General features: G+C 72.6%; 8 protein-coding genes. 1 reads left to right on the top strand and 7 read right to left on the bottom strand.

What is annotated here, in order from left to right:
* Positions 1-16: 16 nt before the first annotated feature.
* The 6 genes from ABZU75_RS17245 to gap form a co-directional block, all read right to left on the bottom strand.
* Positions 17-10,279 (bottom strand): neuraminidase-like domain-containing protein, encoded by a 10,263-nt coding sequence (locus tag ABZU75_RS17245; protein WP_355554967.1) that lies wholly within the window; start codon positions 10,277-10,279, stop codon positions 17-19.
* Between the two features lie 231 nt (positions 10,280-10,510).
* Positions 10,511-10,858 (bottom strand): RNA polymerase-binding protein RbpA, encoded by a 348-nt coding sequence (locus ABZU75_RS17240; protein ID WP_012892502.1) that lies wholly within the window; start codon positions 10,856-10,858, stop codon positions 10,511-10,513.
* Between the two features lie 77 nt (positions 10,859-10,935).
* Positions 10,936-11,166 (bottom strand): preprotein translocase subunit SecG, encoded by a 231-nt coding sequence (secG, locus tag ABZU75_RS17235; protein WP_030905020.1) that lies wholly within the window; start codon positions 11,164-11,166, stop codon positions 10,936-10,938.
* A gap of 132 nt (positions 11,167-11,298) precedes the next feature.
* Positions 11,299-12,084 carry a triose-phosphate isomerase gene (gene tpiA, locus ABZU75_RS17230; RefSeq protein ID WP_350918780.1) on the bottom strand — a complete coding sequence of 262 codons (786 nt, stop codon included), beginning with the start codon at positions 12,082-12,084 and terminating at the stop codon, positions 11,299-11,301.
* A 7-nt stretch (positions 12,085-12,091) separates the two neighbouring features.
* Positions 12,092-13,279 (bottom strand): phosphoglycerate kinase, encoded by a 1,188-nt coding sequence (locus ABZU75_RS17225; RefSeq protein ID WP_355554963.1) that lies wholly within the window; start codon positions 13,277-13,279, stop codon positions 12,092-12,094.
* Positions 13,279-14,283: a type I glyceraldehyde-3-phosphate dehydrogenase gene (gene gap, locus ABZU75_RS17220; RefSeq protein ID WP_350918774.1), complete on the bottom strand. Its 1,005-nt coding sequence runs from the start codon at positions 14,281-14,283 to the stop codon at positions 13,279-13,281. The genes ABZU75_RS17225 and gap overlap by 1 nt, the downstream gene beginning before the upstream one ends.
* A gap of 216 nt (positions 14,284-14,499) precedes the next feature.
* Here gap and ABZU75_RS17215 point away from each other — a divergent pair, with 216 nt between their 5' ends.
* Positions 14,500-15,006: a hypothetical protein gene (locus ABZU75_RS17215; protein ID WP_355554961.1), complete on the top strand. Its 507-nt coding sequence runs from the start codon at positions 14,500-14,502 to the stop codon at positions 15,004-15,006.
* Between the two features lie 105 nt (positions 15,007-15,111).
* Here the strand turns inward: ABZU75_RS17215 and whiA are convergent, their stop codons facing one another.
* Positions 15,112-16,092 carry a DNA-binding protein WhiA gene (gene whiA / locus ABZU75_RS17210; RefSeq protein WP_030905033.1) on the bottom strand — a complete coding sequence of 327 codons (981 nt, stop codon included), beginning with the start codon at positions 16,090-16,092 and terminating at the stop codon, positions 15,112-15,114.
* Positions 16,093-16,181: the final 89 nt, after the last annotated feature.

The following is a 16,181-nucleotide window of genomic DNA, read 5'->3' as shown; positions in this document are numbered from 1 at the left end:
CACGGGCCATCAGAGCTCACAGGGGCCACGGTGGAGTGCGCCCCTGGAAGGAGATGACGAGCATGATGTCGTCCAGTCCGCCGGTGGCCAGCCAGGAACGGATGTCGTCGGTGTCGGGGAGGGTGATCTCGTAGCGGCCGACCGGCGACTTGCCGATCATGCTGAACCAGGGGCCGCCGTTGGTGCGGCGGGTGCTGACGAGCCGGTCCACCGGGGAGGCCGTGCCTCCCAGACGCCCCGCCGTGCCCTGCTCGGTGAACAGGAGCCGGAGGGTGGTCAGCTCGTCGGGCAGCGGCCCGCCGGCCGACAGGAGCAGCGCGACGTCGGCGACGGCGAGCTCGTCGACGTTGCCGGGGAAGTCTGCGCGGGTGGTGGTGAGCGCGACCGACAGGGGGGAGGCGGTCTGCTCGGGGTTGTGCAGGTCCCACCAGGCGTCCGGGTAGTCGTAGCGGAGGCTGAGGCCCCGCTCGCCGGAGGCGGCGCCGTCGAGCTCGCGGATCACCTGGCGGCGGTGGTCGTCGCTGTCCAGCGCGGTGTAGTCGATTGTGACGAGCACGTCGGCGAGGGTGTCGCCGAGGTCGTTGGACGGCCGCGGCAGGCGCAGCTCCCAGGTGGTGTCCACGCCGAGCCCTTCGAAGGGGTCGCGCATCCCCGTGGGCGGCTCGAAGGGGAACACGCCCGTCGCGTTGATCGCCGCGGTGAGGGCGACCGACTCGGGGGCCCGCCGCAGCGTGATCGGCTGGAGCGGGGCGGGTCCGACCACGACCCTTGAGACCCCGGTGGTGGACAGCGTGGCGTGCACCCCCTCCGAGGGAGGGGCCAGGGCTATCACGGACACGCTCACCCTGCGGATCAGCCGCAGGTAGTGGCCGGGGAAGTCGCGGTCGAACAGGCTCATCGGCGTGGTGAAGACGGTCACGCCGTCGGACCGGAGGCGCTGCAGCTCCAGCGGCGCCACCGCCGCGAGGGAGATCGTCTTGGTGAGCTGGTGCTTGCGCCGGTCGGTCTCGAACGCGTACAGGTCGAGCCGGGCCAGGTCGGCGAGCAGCCGGGCCGAGCCCGTCATGCCCCGCCGGTCGGGCCCCTCCCCCTGCCCGGCCAGCGCGGCGAGCGCATCGTCCTGGGGCGGCTCCCAGTAGTCGGCCTGGATCGCCGGAGGCTCGCCCTCCTGGCGTTCGAACGCGAGCTGCCTCGCCGCGAGCTGGGCCACGCCGGTGGCCTGCTGCAGCACCCAGCGGTAGGCGCGCTCCAGCACGCCCGCCATCCAGTCGTACAGTTCGGCGCTGGTGAACTTCAGCTGGTGAAACTCCAGGAGCCGCTCGGCGTTGCCGGCCTGCAGGTCGGTGATGAGACGCTCCTGCTCGGCCACCCGGACGCCGTCGCGTTCGATGGCGACCTGCTGGGTCGCCGCCTGGCTCGCATACGTGGCCCGGTTGCGCTGGAACTCCCACTCCTGGCGCCTGCGGGCGTATCCGGCGCTCATCGAGTTCCACTGCGACCACGTGGAGGCGTTGGCGCCCAGGCTGGTCAGCGCCCCGGCGGTGTTGCCGAACGCGTCCCGGACGAACTGGGTCCCCTCGGCGGTCCGCCCCGCGTAGAACGCCGCCGTGGCCTGTCCCGCGTTCACGGCGGCGGCCGCGAACGCCGCGATCGAGGACGCGACCTGGTAGGAGGAGGCCGCCTCCAGCCAGCGCAGCGCCTCCAGCTCGTAGTCGAGCTCGCCGGCGGACAGCAGGTCCTGGTAGTACCGCGCCTCGTACAGGGCGCCCACCTCCTGGATCTGGGCGAGCGTGACCCGGTCGGCGGCCTGGGTGACCCGCAGCTCCTGCAGGCGTACGCCGGCCCGGGAGATCTGCAGGTCCTGGCGTGCGCTCAGCAGGTTGAGCGTCTCGGAGTCGTGCTTCTCCAGCGTGGCGAGCAGCATCGCCTCGAGGTCGCGGGCCTGCCCGGCGAGCTGCCTGGCCTGTTCGACCAGGGCCCGGTAGTGGTACAGCGTGGCCGGCGTGATCCGGTTCGCGGGCAGCACGAGCTGCCCGTCGGCGCCGATCACCGGCAGCCCGGACGCCTGGTCGGCCGGGGCCGAGTACGCCTCCAGCTCGCGGCGCAGCCCCGAGATGTTCCGCCCGGTGCTGATCTTGAAGAGGTTCAGCTCGGCGTGCAGCCGCAGCGCGCTGAGGACGGGGTTGGGGCTGACGCGGTATTCCGGGCCGGGCGTCGCGGTCATGTGCGGAAGCGCCCCCGCGGACTCGCCCAGCAGCCCCGTCAGCGCCGTCAGCGCCGCGGCGGCCCTCCCCAGCGGGAACGGCTCCGCCGGGAGCTCGCCGGGGGGAATGCGCGCGATGACGTCGGCACAGCCGTCCAGCCGCTGCCGCAGCAACGGAAGGTCCAGCAGGTCCTTGGCCGTGCCATACAGGATGCGGGCGCGGGCGATCGCCTCGGCGGTGTCCCGGGTGAACTCGGCGTCGGCGTGGTCGAGCAGGCAGCGGATCACGAGTTGGAGCACGCCCCGGGTGTAGGCGTGCGGGCGGGTGGCCGCGGCGGCGTGGGGGTCCAGCGGGTCGCTGATCCAGGCGAGGAGCCGACGCGCGTAGTCGCCGGGATCGGCCTCGGCGCGCTCGTCCTCCCCCTGGGCGTCCCCGACCAGGCCGTAGAAGATCTTCCGCTGGGCGGCCGGCCGGGTGAAGTCGTAGACCAGCCGGAACCAGTCGAGGGCGTGCTCGTACGCGTGCGCCTCCTGCAGGGCCAGCGCGACGGCGAGCGGCAGGTCGTGAAACGCCTCCCACAGGTAGACCCACATCGCGGCGTCCGGCCCCGCGTTCCGTTCGAACGCGTTCTGGGTCATCGCGCGGCGCCGGTTCCGGTCCGCGGTGTCGTCGAGGATCCAGTCGCGTGGCAGCCCGCCGTACCTGGGCTTGAGCGGGATCCGGGTGCACAGCGGCACCGGCGTGAACGGCGTGGCCGGGGTGAATCCCAGCAGGGTGAGCGGCGTCGCGGCCGCGGGAGTGGACTCGTAGCGGCGGATCAGGGTGGAGTCGATCCGCGTCCCCTGCCTGTAGTACTCGAACTCTCCGGGGACCGGGGCGGAGAACGCGCCCGGCGCGACGACGATCAGTTCCCGCGGGTCGGCGGTGAATCGCCCGGCGACCGCGATCGCCGCCCCCTGCGCGGGCGGTGGCTGCCGGCGCACCCACCCGCCCTGGTCCCAGCGGTAGTACCAGCGCCGGTTCTGGCCGAACAGGACCAGCTCGTCGCGGCCGTCGCCGTCGAAGTCTCCGGGCACGGCGAGGCAGGGCCTGCCCTCCTGGGCCGTGAAGGCGATCTCGGGCAGCGCTCCCCAGCGCCCGCCGACGGCGGGGTCGGCCTGGGCGCCCGGGATGAAGTCGGCGACCCAGAGCCGCCCGCCGGCGAAGTCGTTCTCGGTGAACTGCAGCGCGACGAGCTCCTGCCGGCCGTCGCCGTCGACGTCGGCCGCGACCAGCGCGCCGACCGCCTCGTTCCCCCCGGACAGGTCGCCGACCGTGCACCACATGTTGGAGGACACCACGCCGAGCTGCCGCAGGCGGCTGTCGGCGTGCGTGACGTCCATGACCCAGAAGTCGTTGGCCACCGACAGGTCCAGGACGGTGCCGGTCCGGCCGCTGGGGAACACCGCCACCTCGGCCCGCCCGTCGCCGTCGAAGTCCGCGGCGCACACGTGGCCCAGGTAGGCCACCTCCGGCGAGGAGCGGAACGCCAGCCGGAGTACGCCGGACTCGTAGGGGGCGCGGTTGTCGGGGTCCGGCGGGTAGGAGGGCGAGACGCGGAACGCGCCCTGGGCGTGGTCCGCGACCCAGAACGACGGCCCGGAAGGCGTGAAGAAGCCGTTCGGGAGGTCGGCTCGATGGGACCTGTTCCCCACCACCAGGGCGGCCTTGGCGGCCTGCCCGAGCCGGCCCGCGACGAGGAACTCCGCGATGGCGTTCTCGTGGGTGGACAGGCGGATGCTCGCGCCGTTCGCCGCGCCGCTCAGCGCCATCGGCTCGAAGCCGGTCAGCGGGTCGGCGTAGCGCTGCACCAGGATCGCCGTGCCGCGGCCGGGGTCGCCGACGCCGAACCTGTTCTCCAGGGTCCAGGCGATCTCGTCGGCGCCGTCGCCGTCGAAGTCCGCGGCGCAGACATGTGACCCGGGCTCGGCCTCCGCCGTGGTCAGGCCGAGCGACACCACGGTGTGACGCCGCCCCGGCGGGGCGTCCGCGTCGTACAGGACCTTGAGCACCTCGACGGGTCCGGCCTCGTGGGGGACCACCACGATCTCCTGGTGGCCGTCGCCGTCCACGTCGGCCGCCAGGAGCAGGCGGGCCCGGGCGCGCGGGTTGACCGTGGCGAGGGTGTCCCAGCCGTCCTCCACCCGCGCGGGGGCGATGCCGTCCCGGTTCCAGACCGTGCCCTTGAGGTTCATCGTGGCGATGTGGCGGCGGCCCCTCGGGTCCGACTGGTCGCGGCCGGTGAACTCGAACCCGAGCGCGGGCGGCTGGCTGACGGCCCGGGACAGCACGAAGGCGGCGTACGGGTCCGTCTTGGCCGGCGACTCCAGCTCCTGCTGCTCGTCCCACGCCCCGGTTCTCAGGTCCCGCCGGGTGAAGACCAGCCGGGTCTCCCGCCCGTCGGCGACCAGCGCGAACACGTACAGCCAGCCCTGGGGGTCGCCGGACGAGGGCGGAGGGAGGTAGACGGTCGCGCCGATCAGGGCGGAGGGCGGGGACGGGAACGCGGCCAGCCGGGTCCAGTGGCTCTGCCCGGTGTCGGCGGCGTTCCGCGCGCACCAGTACACCTTGCCCGAGCCCGCGCTGGAGGCGACGACGAACTCGCAGCCGCCGGCGCCGTCCAGCTCGGCTGGCCTCGCCCAGGACGGCGCGGCCGCGCAGAGGAACCGGCCCGGTGCGAGGTCGAGGTCGCACAGGTCCCGGAAGTACGCGCCGTATCCGGCCGCGATCCTGCGGGCCGCCGTGAGTGCGAGCTGACGGGCGTCCCTAACCTGCGCCAGCGCCTCGCTCATGGCGGGGCTGCGCGTGCGGCGGAGCGTGGGGCGCAGCAGGTTCTCCGGGTAGAGGTGGACGAGGATCGCCGACCGCCAGGTCGCGTACGATCCGATCCACCGCCAGTCCTGATCGAAGGTCGGCGCCTGCGCCGAGAGTGCCGGGTAGGTGTCGGCGAGCTGCCCGGTGCGGACCGACCACAGCAGTGCGAGGACGGTGTCGATGGCGTGCCCGGCCCTGGTGGTGCGGCGCGTGCCCGACTCGGTGACGTCCACGAGCAGATGGTCTGCGGCCCAGGCGGCGCCGTCTCCGGCCGTCGGCAGCGCGGCGAGCAGGTCGTCGCGGTAGCGGGGCAGCGCGGTCTCCTCGGCGAGCCGCACGGCGCCGGCCACGCCGTCCAGCACCCGGCGGTGCTGCTCGGCCCGGGCGGCGTAGGCGCGGTGCCAGCGGGTGATCTCGGCCTCGCTCACCCGCCCGGCCGCCCAGGGCTGCCGCAGCGACGCGAGACCGTCGCCGCCGGGGGTGCCGCCGGGGGGCGCGAAGAAGTCGGGGCCGAGCCGTACCGGCCCGCCGCCGCCGGTCCGCCGCCTCTCCTCCTCCCGCCACAGCCCGTACCGCCTCTCCTTCTCCGCGCGCAGGCCCGCGGCGATCACTTCGTCCAGCTCGGCCGCCAGGACCGGGACGCCGGAGGACGCCAGCCTTCTGACGGTCAGCAGCCGGCGCAGGGTCGCGGGGGTGAGGCGCAGCGGGGCCAGCCGGTCGGCGAGCCTTCCTCCCCACTCAGCGGTGAGCCTGTTCGCGCCGGTCAGGCGGCCGACCAGGGCCAGATGGGTGACGGTGGTGTCGAAGCGGTCCCATGTACCGGGCGGCGTGGTCGCCGCGGCACGTGTCGCCATCAGGTCGCGGAACGCGTCAACGCCGGGGAAGCCCAGGTCGTCGAGGATCTCGCGACGGGCCTCGTCGGCAGCGTCGGCGCCCGCGTCCAGGGCCGTCAGGAGCGCGGGCAGCCGGTTCCCGGCCTGGCCGAGCACCTGCCTGACGATCGTGTCGACCACCCCGGCGGGGCTCGACGCGCCGGTCACGACACGCCGGCGGGTGAGGTCGGCGCGCACGCGGGCCCGCTCCTCGTCACTCCAAAGGGTCGCCAGCAGCACGCCGTCGACGGCCTCCAGCGGCCGGGCCGCGCCGGCCATCAACTGACGCAGCGCCTGTTCCCGCTGGTACAGCAAGGAGCCGCGGTGGTCGCGGAGCCGTCCGGCGCGGCTCGCGGTGTTGCGCAGCCACCCCCTCGGCAGCCGGTCGGAATCGACCACGGGATCGCGGGTGCGCGCGGCGAGGGCGGCCCGCCACGCCTCACGGTCGTCGGCGGTGGCCCGGTGCCGTGGAAGCCGCGCCCGCCTGGCGTTCCAGTACGCGAGCCCGGCCCGGGTCTCCTCGTCCGCCCACTCGGGGAACAGCAGCCTGGTCTTCCTCGCCGCGGCCAGGCTCCGCACGCCGTCGGCGGCCTCCGCCTCGCCCAGGGGGACGCCCTGCGCGTCGCGGGCCGTCGTCGCCGCGAGCCGTAGGAACGGCGCGACGCCGAGACCGGTGCGGACGAGCACGGCGGCGGCCGCGGCTTCGGCGGTGCCGGGGTCGGCCCCCTCCAGCTCGGCCGCGCGGGCGGCGATCCACTCCGGCCAGGGCGGCTCCCCGGCGGGCGGCGCGCCGAGCGCCTCGTCGAGCCGCGCGGTCCAGGTGCCCGCCGCGCGCACGGCGTCGGCGTTGGCGGCGAGCAGCGCCGCGCGGCGGTGCCATAGTTCCCTGGCGGCCGCTCCGGCGTCTCCCGCCGGCAGGTCGGTGAGCGTCACGAGGTCCGGGTCGACCAGAGGCAGGGTCGGGTCGCGCTCCGGCGGCCACTCCCCCTCGGGCGGCGCGGCGGCGGCGAAGGTGGCGGAGTCGAGCCGCACGCCGCGGTCCTTCTCCTCCTGACGCCAGGCGCCCACCCTGCCGTTCCGATGGGCCAGGACGCAGATCGAGCGCAGCTCGGCGAGCTCGGGAGGGCTCGGCGGCACGCCACGGGCGGCGGAGTCGCGCAGGGCGAGGATGCGGAGGAAGGCGTCCGGCGTCAGCTTGAGCACCGCGCGCACGGTCCGCGCCGCGTCCGCCACGCCGGCGCGCAGCCGGGTGCCGAGCGCGACGAGCCCGGCCAGGTCGGGGGCGTCCCGCCATGGGAAGCCCGCCGGGGGCTGCCCGCCGGACGGGCGCAGCGTGGCGAGCACGGCGTCCATCGACTCCACCGGGGGGCCGCCCAGGTGGGCGGCCTCGACCGCGCGGAGGTCCCCGAGTATCCCGTCGATCCAGGCGCGGCGGGCCAGCCACAGGTCGTACGCCCCGTCCGGGTCGCCCGCCGCGGCCTTGGGCAGCGGCACGCGGAAGTCGTCGGGACCGATCAGGTCCGGGTCGACGACGGGCAGCGGCTCGGCGCCCTCGGGCGGCTCGTCCAGGTAGCCGTCCGCGGGCTCGTCCTCGGCGTCCCACTGCCGCCGCAGCCACTCCCATCGCCGTACGGCGAGGCGGGGGAAGACGACGAGCTCCGCGTCGGTGATCCGGCCCTCACCGCTGAGCGCGATCGTGGCTGACACCCCGCTGCCCATGCGCTCGGCGAGACCGATCGGGCCCGATCGCTCCCCCTCTCCCTCGGCGACCACGATCCCGTCGTCGCGGCGCAGGACGGCCAGCACCCGCCGGGCGTCCAGCCGATCCACCTCCAGCCGCAGCCTGCCGTCGCCGGTGGTGGCCGTGGACGCCGGGTCGGCGGACCAGTGGGCGCCGTCCACGCGCCAGCGCGACACCCGGGCCCGGTCGCCGCCCAGCGTCAGCCCGTCCCCCAGCGGGTCGCGGAGGAAGGACGGCAGGCCGAACAGCTCCTCCAGCCGATCCTGGCTCAGCCCGGCCCCGTCCAGCATGAGCTCGTCCAGCGTGTCGGGCCGCGCCCCGCCGAGGGGGAGGCCGAGCCGCTCGGCGAGCCTTCGCCGGTCTCCGGGGGCCGCGCCCCTCGCCTGCCTGATCTCCTCGTAGGAGGTCCCGTGCTCGGCCAGCAGGCGCTCGTAGGCCGACCGCAGGTAGCCGACGTCCACGTCGGCCGGGATGACCGGCGACAGGTGCCGCCATCCGGCCTCGCCGTATTTCAGCACCCAGATCTGCGCCGAGTCGCCGCCCGCGAAGACCAGCTCGGGGCAGCCGTCGCCGTCGACGTCCGCGGCCAGCACGGTCGGCGCGGGCATCCCTCCGTCCGCGGTCCACACCAGGTCGGCCCCGGACCCGTGGCCGGGGATCGGGGACAGGTGACGCCAGGTGCCGTCGTCCTCGCTGGTCATGACCCAGGCCCAGTACTCCTCGCGGCCTGGCGCGATCCGCCGGTGGGAGAGCACGACGAGCTCGTCGCGGGAGTCGTCGTCGACGTCGGCGAGCAGCGCCACGTCGATCGGGCCGAACTCGGTGGGCGCGCAGTCGATCACGCCGATCTCGGTGAACGGGTCACCCGGCTCCGGGGCCGTGTGGCGGAAGACGGTGAACCGGTTGACGTCGGCGCCCGGCCACGGCCGCGGCGCGACGACCACCTCGGTGCTGTTGAGCCCGGTGACGCTCCCCACCAGCGCGATGTCGGTGGCGAAGGGCCTGATCGGGTCGGCGTCGAGGTCGGCCTCGAGATCCAGCCCGCTGTTCTGGACCAGGTGCGACCACCGCTCGGCTGCCGGGTCGTAGGTGAAGATCCACAGATTGTTGCCGAAGTTCCCCGGGGCGTCGGGGATGGCGACGATCTCGTGGCCCCCGGTCTGGCTGACGTGCCCGCCCGCCGCGCTCCGCACCGGGTACGGCCACATGGCCGCGTCGGCGCAGACGAACGCCACGTCGTCGGGACTGTCCGGCGGGGCGAGCGCCCGCCAGTCGCGGCCCACGAGGTCGTACACGCAGAAGGCGCTCGTCCGCGGCGGGCCGCCGGGCGACGCGGGTGGCGCCTCACCGTACGAGACCAGCTCGTCGCGACCGTCCGCGTCCACGTCGGCGGCGAAGATCCGGCCCGTCGCCCACGGCGGGAAGGCCAGGTCGGCGCCCACGGCATCGACGATGTGCGGCGACACGTGCTGCCAGGCGTCGTCGTCGGCCTTCGGGTCGTAGCCGAGCGCCCACAGCCGCTGCGCGTCCTGGCCGGGCTCGTCCAGCAGGAAGACCGCCTGGGCGCGCTCGGCGCGCAGCGACGGGTCGTCGTCGGGCCGCAGCCGGGCGCCGAAGCCCGAGGACGCGCGCACACCGGGTGGGAACAGGAACGCCTCCGCCAGCGGTCCCGGCCGCGGCCGCAGATGCCCCCAGCGTCCGGTCGCCTTGTCCAGGCGCATCACCCAGAACCCGGACCGGGGCTCCGGCTCGGTCGACGTCAGGCACAGGGGGTCGTGGTCGAACCCGATCACCAGCTCGTCCTGGAGGTCGCCGTCCAGGTCGGCGGCGAACACGTAGCTGATCCGGTGCCGCAGGCCGAAGGGCGCGACGTCCGGCCGCTCACGCAGTTCCCGGCCGATGAGGCGGAGCAGGCTCTCCACGCAGAGCCGTACCTGGTTGACGTCCTGCTCGCCGGCGTCGCAGTCGGCGGCCAAGTCCTTGAGCGGCTGCCGGATCAGCTCCTCGATCCGGGCCGCCCCGAACGCGCCGACGGCCAGGCCGCCGCTCTCCGCGTAGCCGAGTCGCTGTCCCGCGTAGCCGAGCAGATCGGCCAGGTACGCCAGCGGGCTGGTCGCCGCCAGGCAGTCCGAGCAGCCGCAGTCGGCGCCGTCGGCGGCCGATCGCCCGAGACCGTCAACCCTGCGCGCCGTCGCGAGGCCGTTCAGGACCGCGGCCTGGGCGGTGGCCACGCCATGGAGGCGATCAGCCGTCCGCTCGCCGAGCGCGCCCGCGACGGCACGGAACTCGGCGCGGGGCAGGGCCGCGACCGCACCGGGCGTCGCCAGCCCGGCCTCGATGAGTCCCGCCCGCTCGGCGGCGTCGGAGGTGATCGTGGACAGCACCGCGTGCGCCGCCAGCTCGCCTGCCACCGCCCGATCCGCGTCGGCGAGGTCGTCCAGGTCTCCGCCGGCGACGAGCGCGGCGAGCGACGCACCGGACTCCGCGCCCCGGCCGATCAGCACCCGGACCACTGCGTCGTCGGGCGGGTTCGGCAGCGAGGCGGCCAGCTCGGCCAGATCTCCGGAAGACGGACGGGAGGATTCCGGCTCTTCGGCCACCGTGCTCATTCACTCGCCTCCGCCAGGTGGGCGCGGCGTCATGCCGGCAGCCAGAATCGTCCGCCATGACGTGCCTCTGGATGTGCTCACCCAAGCGTAAAAGGCGATGGAATGATCGGGAAGGGGCGGTCGCCTGCGCCTGCGCCGAGGCCGAGCGTTCGGTGAGCCGCCGGGCATACGAAAGGCCCCCGCGGATGATCTCCGCAGGAGCCTTCCAGGGTCGTGCTGTAAGCCGAGCGGCTAGTAGATCGGGCGCGAGGAGGAGCGCAGCCGCTCCAGGGCCTCGGCCAGGATCTGTGCGCCGTCCTTGTCGCTGCGACGTTCCTTCACATACGCGAGGTGCGTCTTGTAAGGCTCGTTACGCGGCGGCGCGGGCGGGTTGGCCTCGTCCTGACCTGCGGGGAGACCACACCGGGGGCAGTCCCAGAACTCGGGAACGGCCGCGTCGCTGGCGAAACTGGGGCGCGTCTCATGCATGTTCGCGCACCAGAAAGGGACCCGCACACGGGGGGCCGCCTCGCCACGCTCCGCCTCCCCCATCGGGCCGGCACCGACACGGCTGCCACGGATCGCGTTGCCACTACCCACGGATGAACTCCTTGCTCGATGGCCCCGCCGCTTGGGGATGCGGGGACTGAACCACTGTCACGCCTGTCGAAGCCGGGTCAGGGCCTCAGGAGCAGGCCCAGCGCGATGATGCAGACGAACCAGACCACACCGGTGATGACGGTGAGCCTGTCAAGGTTGCGCTCCACCACGGAGGAGCCTCCGAACGACGACGAGAAACCGCCACCGAACAGATCCGAGAGACCACCGCCCTTGCCCTTGTGGAGCAGGACGAGCAGCATCATCAGCAAGCTCGACAGGATGAGGGCGATGGAGATTCCGATTGTCACCGTTGACCTGTTCCCTATGTGCGCGTGTCCCGCGTCCGGGCACGACCCTTGTGTACGCCAGAGGCGTGACGATTCAAACCTGCTCTAAGAGGGTATGACGTGCTGTCAAATCACACCCCCCAAATGGAGCAGTCAACTCGACAATTCGCCAAGACGGCAAATTTTGACGAATTCCCCGGCATCGAGGCTCGCGCCACCGACCAGGGCACCGTCGACATCGGGCTGTGCCATGATGCCCGCGATGTTGTCAGACTTGACCGACCCACCGTAAAGGATACGGACACCCGCGGCCACATCGGTGTCGTACAGCTCGGCGAGTCGCTCCCGGAGGGCCCCGCAGACCTCCTGCGCGTCGTCGGGGGTGGCCACCTCGCCGGTGCCGATCGCCCAGACGGGCTCGTAGGCGAGCACGATTGAGGCGACCTGCTCGGCGGTGACCTTGCGAAGCGCCCCTTCGAGCTGCGCGAGGCTGTAGGCCACCTGGCCGCCCGCCTGGCGCACCGGCAGCCCCTCCCCCACACACAGGATGGGGGTGAGCGAGTGCCGGTAGGCCGCCTGCACCTTGGCGTTGACGACGTCGTCGTCCTCGTGGTGGTACTGGCGGCGCTCGGAGTGCCCGATCGTGGCGAAGGTGCAGCCGAGCTTGGCGAGCATGGCCCCGGAGATCTCACCGGTGTAGGCGCCGCCGTCGTGCTGCGACAGGTCCTGGGCACCGTAGAGGATCCGCAACTTGTCGCCGTCCACCAGGGTCTGCACGCTGCGCAGATCGGTGAAGGGCGGCAGCACGGCCACGTCGGCCCGGTCGAAGTCCTTGTCGCCCAGCGCGAAGGCGAGCTTCTGGGTGTGGGCGATGGCCTCAAGGTGGTTGAGGTTCATCTTCCAGTTGCCGGCTATGAGCGGCTTGCGAGCGGTGCTCATTTGACTTCTACCTCTCCAGCGCCACAAGTCCGGGGAGGGTCTTGCCCTCCAGGTATTCCAGGCTGGCCCCGCCACCGGTGGAGATGTGCGAGAACCCGTCCTCGGGCAGGCCGAGTCTGCGCACGGCGGCGGCCGAGTCTCCCCCGCCGACGACCGTGAAGGCCTCCGAGCCGATCAACGCCTCGGCGACCGCGCGGGTTCCGCCGGAGAACGCCTCGAACTCGAAGACGCCCATCGGGCCGTTCCAGAACACGGTCTCGGCGTCGGCCAGCTTGCTCGCGAACAGCTCGCGGGTGCGCGGGCCGATGTCGAGGCCCTGGCGGTCGGCCGGGATCGCGGTGGCGTCGACCACCTCGTATTCGGCGTCCTCGGCGAACTCGGTGGCCGCCAGCACGTCGACCGGCAGGACGAGCTGCACGCCGCGCTTGGCCGCCTCGTCCAGGAAGCCCCGCACCTGGTCGAGCTGGTCCTCCTGGAGCAGCGACCCGCCCACCTCGTACCCCTGTGCCTTCAGGAAGGTGTAGGCCATGCCGCCGCCGATGAGAAGCCTGTCGACCTTGGTGAGCAGGTTGCCGATGACCCCGAGCTTGTCGGAGACCTTCGCGCCGCCCAGCACCACGACGTACGGCCGTTCGGTGGTCTCGGTCAGCCTTTTGAGCACCTCGACCTCGGCCAGGACCAGCCGGCCCGCGGCGTGCGGCAGCAGGGCGGGCACGTCGTAGACGCTGGCGTGCCTGCGGTGCACCGCGCCGAAGCCGTCGCCCACGTAGAGGTCGGCGAGAGCGGCCAGCCTGGCCGCGAACTCGGCCCGCTCGGCGTCGTCCTTGGACTCCTCGCCGGGCTCGAAGCGCAGGTTCTCCAGCAGGGCCACCTGGCCGTCCTGAAGCGCCTCCACGACCTCCTGGGCCGACTTCCCGACCACGTCGGTCGCGAAGGCGACGTCCGCGCCCAGGAGCTCACCCAGCCGCTTGGCGACGGGGGCCAGGGAGTATTCCGGGTTCGGCTTGCCCTTGGGACGCCCCAGGTGCGCGACGACGATCACGCGGGCGCCCTTGCGGGCGAGTTCCTCGATCGTCGGCACCGAGGCGCGGATGCGGCCGTCGTCGGTGATGACGTCCCCCTCCAGGGGGACGTTGAGGTCGGCGCGTACCAGGACGCGCCGACCGTCCACGTCGAACTCGGAGATGTCCTTCATCAGAGGTCGGCGCCGACCAGCTCGATGAGGTCGGCGAGACGGTTGGAGTAGCCCCACTCGTTGTCGTACCAGCCGACGACCTTGACCTGGTTGCCGATCACCTTGGTGAGGGCGGAGTCGAAGATGCAGGACGAGGGGTCGGTGACGATGTCGGAGGAGACGATCGGGTCCTCGGTGTAGGTGAGGTAGCCCTTGAGCTCGCCCTCGGCCGCGGCCTTGAGTGCGGCGTTGACCTCCTCGACCGTGGTCTCGCGGCCGACCTCGACGGTGAGGTCGGTGGCCGAGCCGGTGGGGATCGGCACCCGCAGCGCGTAACCGTCGAGCTTGCCCTTGAGCTCGGGCAGCACCAGGCCGATGGCCTTGGCCGCACCGGTCGAGGTCGGCACGATGTTGATCGCGGCGGCGCGGGCGCGGCGCAGGTCGCTGTGCGGGGCGTCCTGCAGGTTCTGGTCCTGCGTGTAGGCGTGGATGGTGGTCATCAGACCCTTCTCGATACCGAAGGTGTCGTTGAGGACCTTGGCCATCGGCGCCAGGCAGTTGGTGGTGCAGGAGGCGTTGGAGATGACCGTGTGCTTGGCCGGGTCGTACTTGTCGTGGTTGACGCCCATCACGACGGTGACGTCCTCGTTCTTGGCCGGAGCCGAGATGATGACCTTCTTGGCGCCGTTCTCGGCGTGCACTCGGGCCTTGTTCGCGTCGGTGAAGAAGCCGGTCGACTCCACCACGACGTCCACACCCAGGTCACCCCAGGGCAGCTTGGCGGGGTCGCGCTCGGCGAAGGCCTTGATGGTCTTGCCGTCGACGATGATCTCGTCGGCGGTGCTCTTCACCTCGTACGGCAGGCGGCCAAGAATGCTGTCGTACTTCAGCAGGTGGGCGAGCGTGGCGTTGTCGGTCAGGTCGTTGACCGCCACGATCTCGATGTCCTTGCCGCTGGCAGCGACCGCGCGCCAGAAGTTGCGGCCGATGCGGCCGAATCCATTGACGCCTACGCGGATGGTCACGGTGCCGATCTCCTCGTACGTCGGTGCGCCAGTCGTGAGGACCGGCGACTTGGGGCGGGCTGAAACCTCAACCACGAACCTTATCGGACCTAAATTGGTGTAGACCACTGGAGGGGGGAGGTCCGTTATTCCTTAACCCATGAACAGGTATCGCCCCATTCAAGTAGAGTGCCCGACCCGTCACCGGAAATCCCTTAGACCTCACGAGGAGCTGTCATGACGGATAACGATCCACATCTGGCAAACGGGCTTCTACCAGGTATTTTTACCGGTCTCGGCGCCACCGTGGTCGGTGCCGCGGCCTACGGCGCGCTCATCGGCTTCAGCGGGTACGAGATCGGCTTCGCCGCCATCGGCGTCGGTCTCCTCGTCGGCCTCGCCATGATGGCGGTCAGGCCGACGAGCCCGGTGCTGCCGCCGCTGGCCGCCCTCTTCTCCCTGATCGGCGCCGCGCTCGGCCAGGTCGCCGGATACGTGATCATCTGGGTACGAGCCTCCGGCGACGACTACGGCTCGGCGCTGACCCAGGTTCTCAACACCTTCCCCGAGGATCTCAGGCACGATCCCAAGTCACTGCTGTTCTGGGCGATCGCCGCCTACGCGGGCTTCGGCTTCGTGAGCAGAAGAGTCAAGGCCGCCCGCGAAGCCCACGCCGCCTCGTCCGTCCCGCAGCCGGACGAGGCCGACCGGGTGGACTACTTCGCTCCCAGGAAGCAGCCCTGAGCGGGCTTTGACGGCACGTACCGGAGCCGCGGCCGCACCGGGCCCGCCGCTCTCCCGGTGCGGTCACCGGGAGCGCGGCGCCGCCCTTTCGGATCGGGGAGCGCGTCAGGGGGCCAGCATGTCGACGGTGAGATTGGCCTCGGTGTTGGGGATGCCGATGTCCTGAGCGCGCTTGTCGGCCATGGCCAGCAGGCGGCGGATGCGACCGGCGATGGCGTCCTTGGTCAGGGGCGGGTCGGCGAGCTGGCCGAGCTCCTCCAGGGACGCCTGCTTGTGCTCCACCCGCAGGCGGCCGGCGATCACCAGGTGCTCCGGGGCCTCCTCCCCGAGGATCTCCAGTGCCCGCTGGACCCTGGCTCCGGCGGCGACCGCGGCGCGGGCCGAGCGGCGCAGGTTGGCGTCGTCGAAGTTGGCCAGCCGGTTGGCCGTCGCCCGGACCTCGCGGCGCATCCGCCGCTCCTCCCAGGCCAGCACGCTGTCGTGGGCGCCCAGCCTGGTCAGCAGCGCGCCGATGGCGTCGCCGTCACGGACCACCACCCGGTCGACGCCGCGCACCTCGCGGGCCTTGGCATGGATCTTCAGCCGCCGCGCCGACCCGACCAGCGCGAGCGCCGCCTCGGGCCCCGGGCAGGTGACCTCCAGCGACATCGAGCGCCCGGGCTCGGTGAGCGAGCCGTGCGCCAGGAACGCCCCCCGCCAGGCCGCCTCGGCATCGCAGGCCGCCCCGGCGACGACCTGGCGGGGCAGGCCGCGGACCGGGCGCCCGTGATTGTCGATCAGGCCGGTCTGGCGGGCCAGCGCCTCCCCGTCGCGGTAGACCCGCACGAGGTAGCGCGATCCCTTGCGCAACCCTGCCGGGGCCAGCACGAGCACCTCCGCCTTGTGCCCGAAAACTTCACCGATGTCTTTGATGAGCCGCCGGGCGGTGACGTTGGTGTCCAGCTCGGCCTCGATCACGATCCGGCCGCTCACCAGGTGCAACCCGCTCGCGAACCGCAGCAGCGTCGACACCTCGGCCTTACGGCAGCAAGGCTTCAGGACCGTCAACCTGCTCAGCTCGTCCTTGACCACACCTGTCATCGCCATGCGCGTTCGTCCTCCCCCATACAGACCCCATGCGGCTCGAGATGAATCGGGCTCACAGCAGTTTCTCGCACTCCTGGGCACCGCTGACC

This window comes from Streptosporangium sp. NPDC005286, assembly GCF_040607515.1.
Classification (GTDB): Bacteria; Actinomycetota; Actinomycetes; order Streptosporangiales; family Streptosporangiaceae; genus Streptosporangium.
This window is presented reverse-complemented; position numbering and strand designations above follow the sequence as displayed.

Excerpts from the sequence above, each read along its gene's own strand:
- ABZU75_RS17245 (WP_355554967.1), bottom strand. The coding sequence starts at position 10,279 with ATGAGCACGGTGGCCGAAGAGCCGGAATCCTCCCGTCCGTCTTCCGGA.
- tpiA (WP_350918780.1), bottom strand. The coding sequence starts at position 12,084 with ATGAGCACCGCTCGCAAGCCGCTCATAGCCGGCAACTGGAAGATGAAC.
- ABZU75_RS17225 (WP_355554963.1), bottom strand. The coding sequence starts at position 13,279 with ATGAAGGACATCTCCGAGTTCGACGTGGACGGTCGGCGCGTCCTGGTA.
- ABZU75_RS17215 (WP_355554961.1), top strand. The coding sequence starts at position 14,500 with ATGACGGATAACGATCCACATCTGGCAAACGGGCTTCTACCAGGTATT.
- whiA (WP_030905033.1), bottom strand. The coding sequence starts at position 16,092 with ATGGCGATGACAGGTGTGGTCAAGGACGAGCTGAGCAGGTTGACGGTC.